The sequence below is a fragment of the Pseudomonas sp. MD195_PC81_125 genome (genome assembly GCF_014060985.1).
In the GTDB taxonomy this organism is placed as follows: Bacteria; Pseudomonadota; Gammaproteobacteria; order Pseudomonadales; family Pseudomonadaceae; genus Aquipseudomonas; species Aquipseudomonas parakoreensis.
Genome location: NZ_JABULD010000497.1, coordinates 1 through 6562 on the forward strand (window position 1 = coordinate 1; position 6562 = coordinate 6562).

General features: G+C 56.9%; 5 protein-coding genes. 2 read left to right on the forward strand and 3 right to left on the reverse strand.

What is annotated here, in order from left to right:
- Positions 1–90: 90 nt before the first annotated feature.
- Positions 91–2412, reverse strand: coding sequence for a TonB-dependent siderophore receptor (locus tag HT737_RS19950; protein WP_182403838.1), 2322 nt, complete (start codon positions 2410–2412; stop codon positions 91–93).
- 207 nt (positions 2413–2619) lie between these two features.
- On the opposite strand from HT737_RS19950, the gene HT737_RS19955 reads away from it, so the two are divergent.
- Together HT737_RS19955 and HT737_RS19960 are read left to right on the forward strand one after the other, a co-directional pair.
- Positions 2620–3300 (forward strand): Fe2+-dependent dioxygenase, encoded by a 681-nt coding sequence (locus HT737_RS19955; RefSeq protein WP_182403839.1) that lies wholly within the window; start codon positions 2620–2622, stop codon positions 3298–3300.
- Positions 3297–4070, forward strand: a complete 774-nt coding sequence (locus HT737_RS19960; RefSeq protein ID WP_095667508.1) for a tetratricopeptide repeat protein — start codon at positions 3297–3299, stop codon at positions 4068–4070. The genes HT737_RS19955 and HT737_RS19960 overlap by 4 nt, the downstream gene beginning before the upstream one ends.
- Positions 4071–4090: 20 nt before the next feature.
- On the opposite strand, the gene HT737_RS19965 is transcribed toward HT737_RS19960, so the two are convergent.
- On the reverse strand, positions 4091–5092 hold the full coding sequence (locus tag HT737_RS19965; protein ID WP_095667507.1) for an alpha-xenorhabdolysin family binary toxin subunit B: 1002 nt from the start codon (positions 5090–5092) through the stop codon (positions 4091–4093).
- A gap of 30 nt (positions 5093–5122) precedes the next feature.
- On the reverse strand, positions 5123–6196 hold the full coding sequence (locus HT737_RS19970) for an alpha-xenorhabdolysin family binary toxin subunit A (RefSeq protein WP_182403841.1): 1074 nt from the start codon (positions 6194–6196) through the stop codon (positions 5123–5125).
- Between the last annotated feature and the right edge of the window lie 366 nt (positions 6197–6562).

Below are 6562 nucleotides of genomic sequence, written 5' to 3' on the forward strand. Positions count from 1 at the left end.
CTGCTCGCGAAGGCGTCGTGTCAGTCAGCTTCTACTTGACTGACCCACCGCTTTCGCGAGCAGGCTCGCTCCCACAGGTTTCCACATCGGTCAGAAGTGGAAGTTGGTGCTCAACAATGCAGTACGGCCCGCCGCCTGGTTGGCGAAGTGGGTCGAGAAGGCTTTGTCGTAGTAGACCTCGTTGGTCAGGTTCTGCACGTTGAGTTGCAGGTCGACGTTCTTGCTCAGCTTGTAGGCGGCCATCGCGTCGTAACGGACATAGGAATCGACCATCGTGGTGTTGGCCACGCTGCCGTAGACGTCGTCGACGTAGAACGCGCCGCCACCGAGGGTCAGCTTCGGCGTGACCTGGTAAGTGGTCCACAGGCTGGCGCTGTTTTTCGGCGTGTTCGGCAACTCGTTACCGTTGTTGGCCTTGTTGGCCGGCAGGTCGCCACCGTCCACCTGTTCGCTGTCCATGTAGGCGTAGCCAGCGAACACTTGCCACTTGTCGGTGATCTTGCCGCTGGCCGACAGCTCGATACCTTGCACACGGGTCTTGCCGGCGTTTTCGTACGAGGTGGTGTCGACTTGTACGCGAGCGTTTTCTTTCTCGGTGCGGAAGATGTCAGCGGTCAGCGACAGGCGATCGTTCAGCAGATCCCACTTGGTACCGATTTCGTAGTTCTTGGTGGTTTCCGGCTCCATGTCGCTCTTGAGCAGGTTGCCATTGCGGTCCGGAGTGCCGCCCAGCGGGTTGCCTTCCTGGCCTTCGCCGAGGGTGTTGCCCGGTGGCGTCGCGGAGGTTGCGTAGGAGGCGTAGATGCTGCCGTTTGGTGCCGGTTTGTAGACCACGCCGAACTGACCGGTGACGAATTCGCTGGTGTCATCACCTTTGGAGGTGGTGGTGCCGGCGTTGTTGTAGGTCTTGTAGTCGGTATCGAAGTGGTCGTAACGCAGGCCCATGTTCACCAGCCACTGCTCGGACAACTCCAGGGTATCGAACGCGTACAGCGCGTAGGTGTTGGCCTTGGTGTCGGTACCGGCATAGTTGCGCGAGATCGCGCCGTTCCACGGATCGTTGGGGTTCGGATTCGACAGCGAGGTGCAGTTGTAGCCGCTCGATGCGCCAATCATCGACGGGGTGCAATTGGTGGTCGCGGCGCTGGTGCGCGGCGTGGTGTCAGTGTTGACGTTGTACGAGGATTTCTGGCCTTCCTCGCGGGTGTATTCGACACCGGTCGAGAAGCTGTTCTTGAAACCGGCGACATAGAAATTGCCGAACAGATCAGTCTGATTGGTGGTGGTCTCGGTGTTGCTGACCCGCGTGTTGGCGCGGCGCCAGACGCTGCCGTTATTAACGTTGCCCTTGCTGTCGTCCGGCTGAGTCAGGATGTAATCCTGCATGCTGGTGCCGTGGCGCAGGGTGTTCTTGATGGTCAGCGAGTCGCTCAGGTCATGCTCGATGGCGAAAGTCGCGGTGTCGGTGCGGCCCTTGCGGAAGTCCCGATCCAGACCGTAGAAGTTGCTGTGATCGCCACCGGCGTACGGCTTGTCCGGGTTGGACTTGGTACGTGCCGCCGAACCACCGGCCGGAATGGTGTAAGGAATGCCTGAGTCCGGGGTGTCGTTGCTTTCCAGATGGTAGTAGTCGAGGTTGACCCGGGTGTCGGTGCCCAGACCAAACGCCAGGGACGGCGCGATACCCCAACGGTCGTAGTCGACCTTGTCGCGACCGGCGACATTGCTCTCGTGGCTCATCAGGTTCAGGCGGCCGGCAGCGGTGTCGCTGAACTGGTAGTTGCCATCCAGGGTGTATCGCTGGGTCTGGTCGGAACCCCAGGTGAAACCACCGTCGAACGAGTTGCCCAGGTGTGCTTTTTTGCTCACCAGGTTGATGCTGCCGCCAGCTGCGCCACGACCGCCGATGGCCGAGTTCGGGCCTTTGCTGACTTCAATGTTCTCCACAGCGAAGATTTCGCGGCTCTGCGAACCGGTGTCGCGCACGCCGTCGAGGTAGGTGTCGCCTTGAGCGTCGAAGCCGCGGATGAACGGACGGTCACCCTGCGGGTTGCCGCCTTCACCGGCCCCGAAGGTGATGCCCGGCACGGTGCGCAGCGCGTCCTGCATGTTCAGGGCGCCGGTGTCTTTGAGCACTTGTTGCGGGATGACGGTGACCGAGCGCGGGGTATCGACCAGCGGCGCGGTGTACTTGGGCGAGGAGGCTTTTTCGACCTGGTAGGACGTCGAGTCCTGCGCTTCGCCGGTGATGGCGGTAGCGTCCAGGGCGATGGCATTGCCGGAGGCTTTGCTGTCGGTCTTTTCTGCGGCGAAGACCATGTGGCCGGCGGAACCGGCGGTGATGGCGACACCAATGGCCGAAGCGAGCAGGCGTGGTGAACTGACCGGCAATTGTGCGTGTTGACGTGACATTTTTATTCCCCTCCCCAAGGATTTGAGGTCGCGGAATATAGGGTAAACAGGTATTCGTATCAATTGCGAAACATTGTTATTCGCGACGAATTTACATTCTTTACAATTTAACCTTACGGTTTTTACCGGTTCATCCGTCACGCGGGTTTTACACAGCCAATAAGAATCAATATCATTGGTACCCCTTTACCATCAGGTACGATCGCCATGCTGTTGCACATCCCCGGCCTGTTCGGCAAAGAAGAAGTGCAGCGCATCCGCGAGGCGCTGGAGCAGGCGGATTGGGCCGATGGCAAAATCACCGCCGGCTATCAGTCGGCCAAGGCCAAGCACAATCTGCAACTGCCGGAAGGCCATCCGCTGGCCAAGGAAATCGGTGCCGCGATGCTCGAGCGGCTGTGGAAAAATCCGCAGTTCATGTCCGCTGCGCTGCCGCACAAAGTATTCCCGCCGTTACTCAACTGCTACACGGCGGGCGGCAGTTTCGACTTTCACATCGACAACGCCGTGCGTCAGCCCAAAGGCAGCATCGAGCGGGTGCGCACCGATCTGTCGGCCACGCTGTTTTTCAGTGAGCCCGAGGATTACGACGGCGGCGAACTGGAGATTCAGGACACCTTTGGCACGCAACGGGTGAAACTGCCCGCCGGCGACATGGTGCTGTACCCCGGCACCAGCCTGCACAAGGTCAATGCTGTCACCCGTGGCGCGCGTTATGCGTCGTTCTTCTGGACGCAGAGTCTGGTGCGCGAAGACAGCCAGCGCGCCTTGCTGTTCGAGATGGACGGGGCGATCCAGCAGCTCACTCAGGACATGCCTGATCACCCGTCGCTGATTCGCCTGACCGGCACCTATCACAACCTGCTGCGGCGCTGGGTTGACGTATGAGTTTTCAACTGCGGCGCGAGGAAGTGCTCGACGTTGCGCAGCTCAGCGCCATGCTCGAAGAAAGTCCGGCGCGTGCGGCGCAGGCGATTCTGCTCGCCGCCGGCCAGGGCATTGTTGAAGCGCAGGCGTTGCTCGGGCAGATCCTGCTCGATGGCCGTGGCATTGCTCAGGATCAAACGTTGGCACTGCGTTGGTTCGCCATCGCCGCCAGGCAAGGGCACTGGATGGCGCGCAACATGCTGGGCCGTTGTCATGAGCATGGCTGGGGATGCGTCGCGAATGCCGCGATTGCCGCGCAGCATTATCGAATCGCCGCTGACGCGGGGCTGGATTGGGCGATGTACAACCTCGCCAATCTGCTGGCGACCGGGCGCGGTGTCATGGTCGATCAGCGTCAGGCATTGGCGTTGTATCGGCGCGCCGCTGAAGCGGGTCATGCGAAGTCAATGAACCTGCTGGGACGGTATCTGGAGGAAGGGCGGGCAGGCCCGATGGATCTGCCAGCGGCGCACGACTGGTATCGACGCTCCGCCGAGGGTGGGGATTTTCGCGGGCAGTTCAGTCACGCCGCGATCCTGGCGCAAGCGGGGCGAATCGAAGAGGCGCTGCAATGGCTGCGCAAGGCTTTATGGCTCGGCAATGTGAAGTTCCTGCGCGTCAGCGGCGAATCGCTGCTGGCATCCGCGCATCCGCAGATACGCGCCATGGGCGCCGAGTACCGTCAGCGTCTGGCGGCCCTTGACGCCGAGGCGCCTGCTCTCCATCAGTAATCGAGGGCAGGCGCTTTCGATCACCCGCGTAACCAGCGTCCCTGCAGCGGGATCAGGTAATTGCGCAGGGACTGGCTGTGTTCCAGCAATCGTTCGCCACGCCGCAGAACGTCTTCATTCGGCACAGCCGTGACCGCACCGAGAAACGCGGAAAACGCAGCCGTCAGTTTGCCGGCCTCACTGACATAGGTTTGCTGGTGTGGCACAACCTTCTGGGTATCTTTCAACTGGCGGGTCTTGTCGTCGTTGTCGCGCAGTTGCCTGGCCAGCGACGCCACGCGCTCCTCGCGTTGTGCAAGGCGCGTCTGGATGATCTGACGCGCCTTGATCAGATCCTTGTATTTGATCAGCTCGTTGGCTTCGTCGAGAAACTTGTTGGCGATAATCAGTCCGGCCTCCAGCGCCGCCGCCTCAGGGGTTGTCGGTTTGTTGCCGATGATCGCCTTCAGTTGTTCAAGCAATGGCTTGATTCGATCAATGAATGTCAGCTTTTCGAACTCGGCAATGGCCAGATTCAGAACGGTTTCATCGTCTTTCAATTCGGCCAGCGGGATTTTCTCGGCGTCGTACTCTTGGGTCAGACTGATTTTGGCCGCAGCCAATTCTTCAAGTCGGAAACGATTGTTGCTGATGGCGATGCTCTGCACGCCGAACACACCGTTGTGCAGTGAAGCGTGCAACCTGGTCATGTGTTCAGCGCATAGCTTGATCAGTTGCGTGACGATGTGCGAATACTGCTGGCGTGCTTTTTCAACCTGAGCACTCGGTTCACTGGCGTTGAGGCTGGCCAGTGCCTGCAGGTTTTCGTTCAGGTCGTCGGTCTCCAGCGCTGTAATTGCCGAAGTGAAGATATTCGCGGCCGTAAGATCAAGGTCGCTGACGGCGGCATTCAAAGCGATCAACTCATCGCTCAAGGCTTTGATATACAGGTTGGCAGAGCCAACGAGCGCTTGATAACGAATTGCCTCGCGGCTTTCTTGAATACGGCCGAGGTCAGGCTGGGCGTAAATAAGGTTGGTCATGATGAATATTTCCTGAATGATTGGATGGTGTCAGTCGAATGCGTGGATGAGTTGATTCGCGTTGGCTTGAACGGTTTTCCAGTTTTTAATAACAATCTTGAAACTGGAGACAAAACTTCTGAGGGTCAGAAATTCGTGCATACCCATGACTTTATTTTGCGAAGCATTGATGTAGTCAGTAATGGAGATCCATAGCGTCTCCAGTTGCGAGGTACTCTGGATGGCTCCTTCGACATACAGCGACATGCTGTCCAGACCCGACTGGAATTCCAGAAGCGTGCCGGCCAGGATGTTGGTTTGTTTGATCTGCTCCGCGAGTTGATCTCGCTGGGCGATCAATGGGCGTAAATGGGTACTCTGCTGAAGTTCGAGCGTTTTGTAATAAACGCTCGAGCCGAGGGGGCCGCCTTGGTAAGCGGTGAAAAAACCAAGAATGTGATCAAAAAAATCCGGCGCCGTCTCGCGGGTTTTTTCCTGTATGAGTTTGTTCGCCCGATCAATCGAAACGTTCAATTCGGTCAGTTGTCGGTTGAGTTGCGCATCGCCGGCCAAACGTAGTTTTTCGCCAATACTCACGGCAACGTTGTCGTTAAGATCGGTCCTGAAATACTTCAAACGTTCGCTGACATCCAGACTGCTGAGCTGCTTCTCGCCGATCGATCTTGCAATGAACGCGAGAGATTCCTGAATGGAGCCAAATCGATTCTTTTCTGCCGTGCCGATCTCCAGTGGCGGGAGCCTGGTTATTTCTTCTTCGCTCAGCGAGTCGATGGTGCCCAGGTAATTTATGTAGCCCGGCATCGTCACGATGGCGTCGATAATTTCCTGACCAAAACTTTCCAGGTCCTCCGAAAAGGTCGAGAGACTTCCGGCCACACGCTTCATCGAATACTCGATATCGATCCACGAATTGGCATTGTTGATGATCGTATGATTAAGCTGAACAATGTCAGTAAGTTCCAGGCCGGTAATGCCGGTGTGTTTGGTTTTTAATTGGCGTTCTACATCTTCGATATTGCGTGGCAATGCTTTGGCGGCAGAGATGTAGTTCTTTATTTTTCGAATGTCGTCCTTGGTGATGAGCGGATTTGGACTGGGTTGCACTTTTTAATTCCTTGAGTGGTTGTAAGAGTCTCAAGGTTAATATTGCTTTTGCTTGTGAGTATAGGCATTGAGTGTGACTTCTTGTTGTTTATTATTTTGTCGTTTTTTTGAAATCTCTTGCATAAGTGGTGGATGAGTTTTGGTTGTTCGGGATGTGTGTATTTTTTAATATTTAACGGCTTGTGGGTATTTGTTTTCGTGAACTAAGTTGAATGGCAGATTATCAATAGGAGCGCTCACAGAGAAATTTGCGATTGCTAAAGGAGGAGGTTGACGACCCTGCAGACGCTGACGACGTTCGTGAAGACAGGGAGGCTGAATTGTCGGCTATTGGCAAAAAGATCCATGCGCAGTTGACCCGTATCG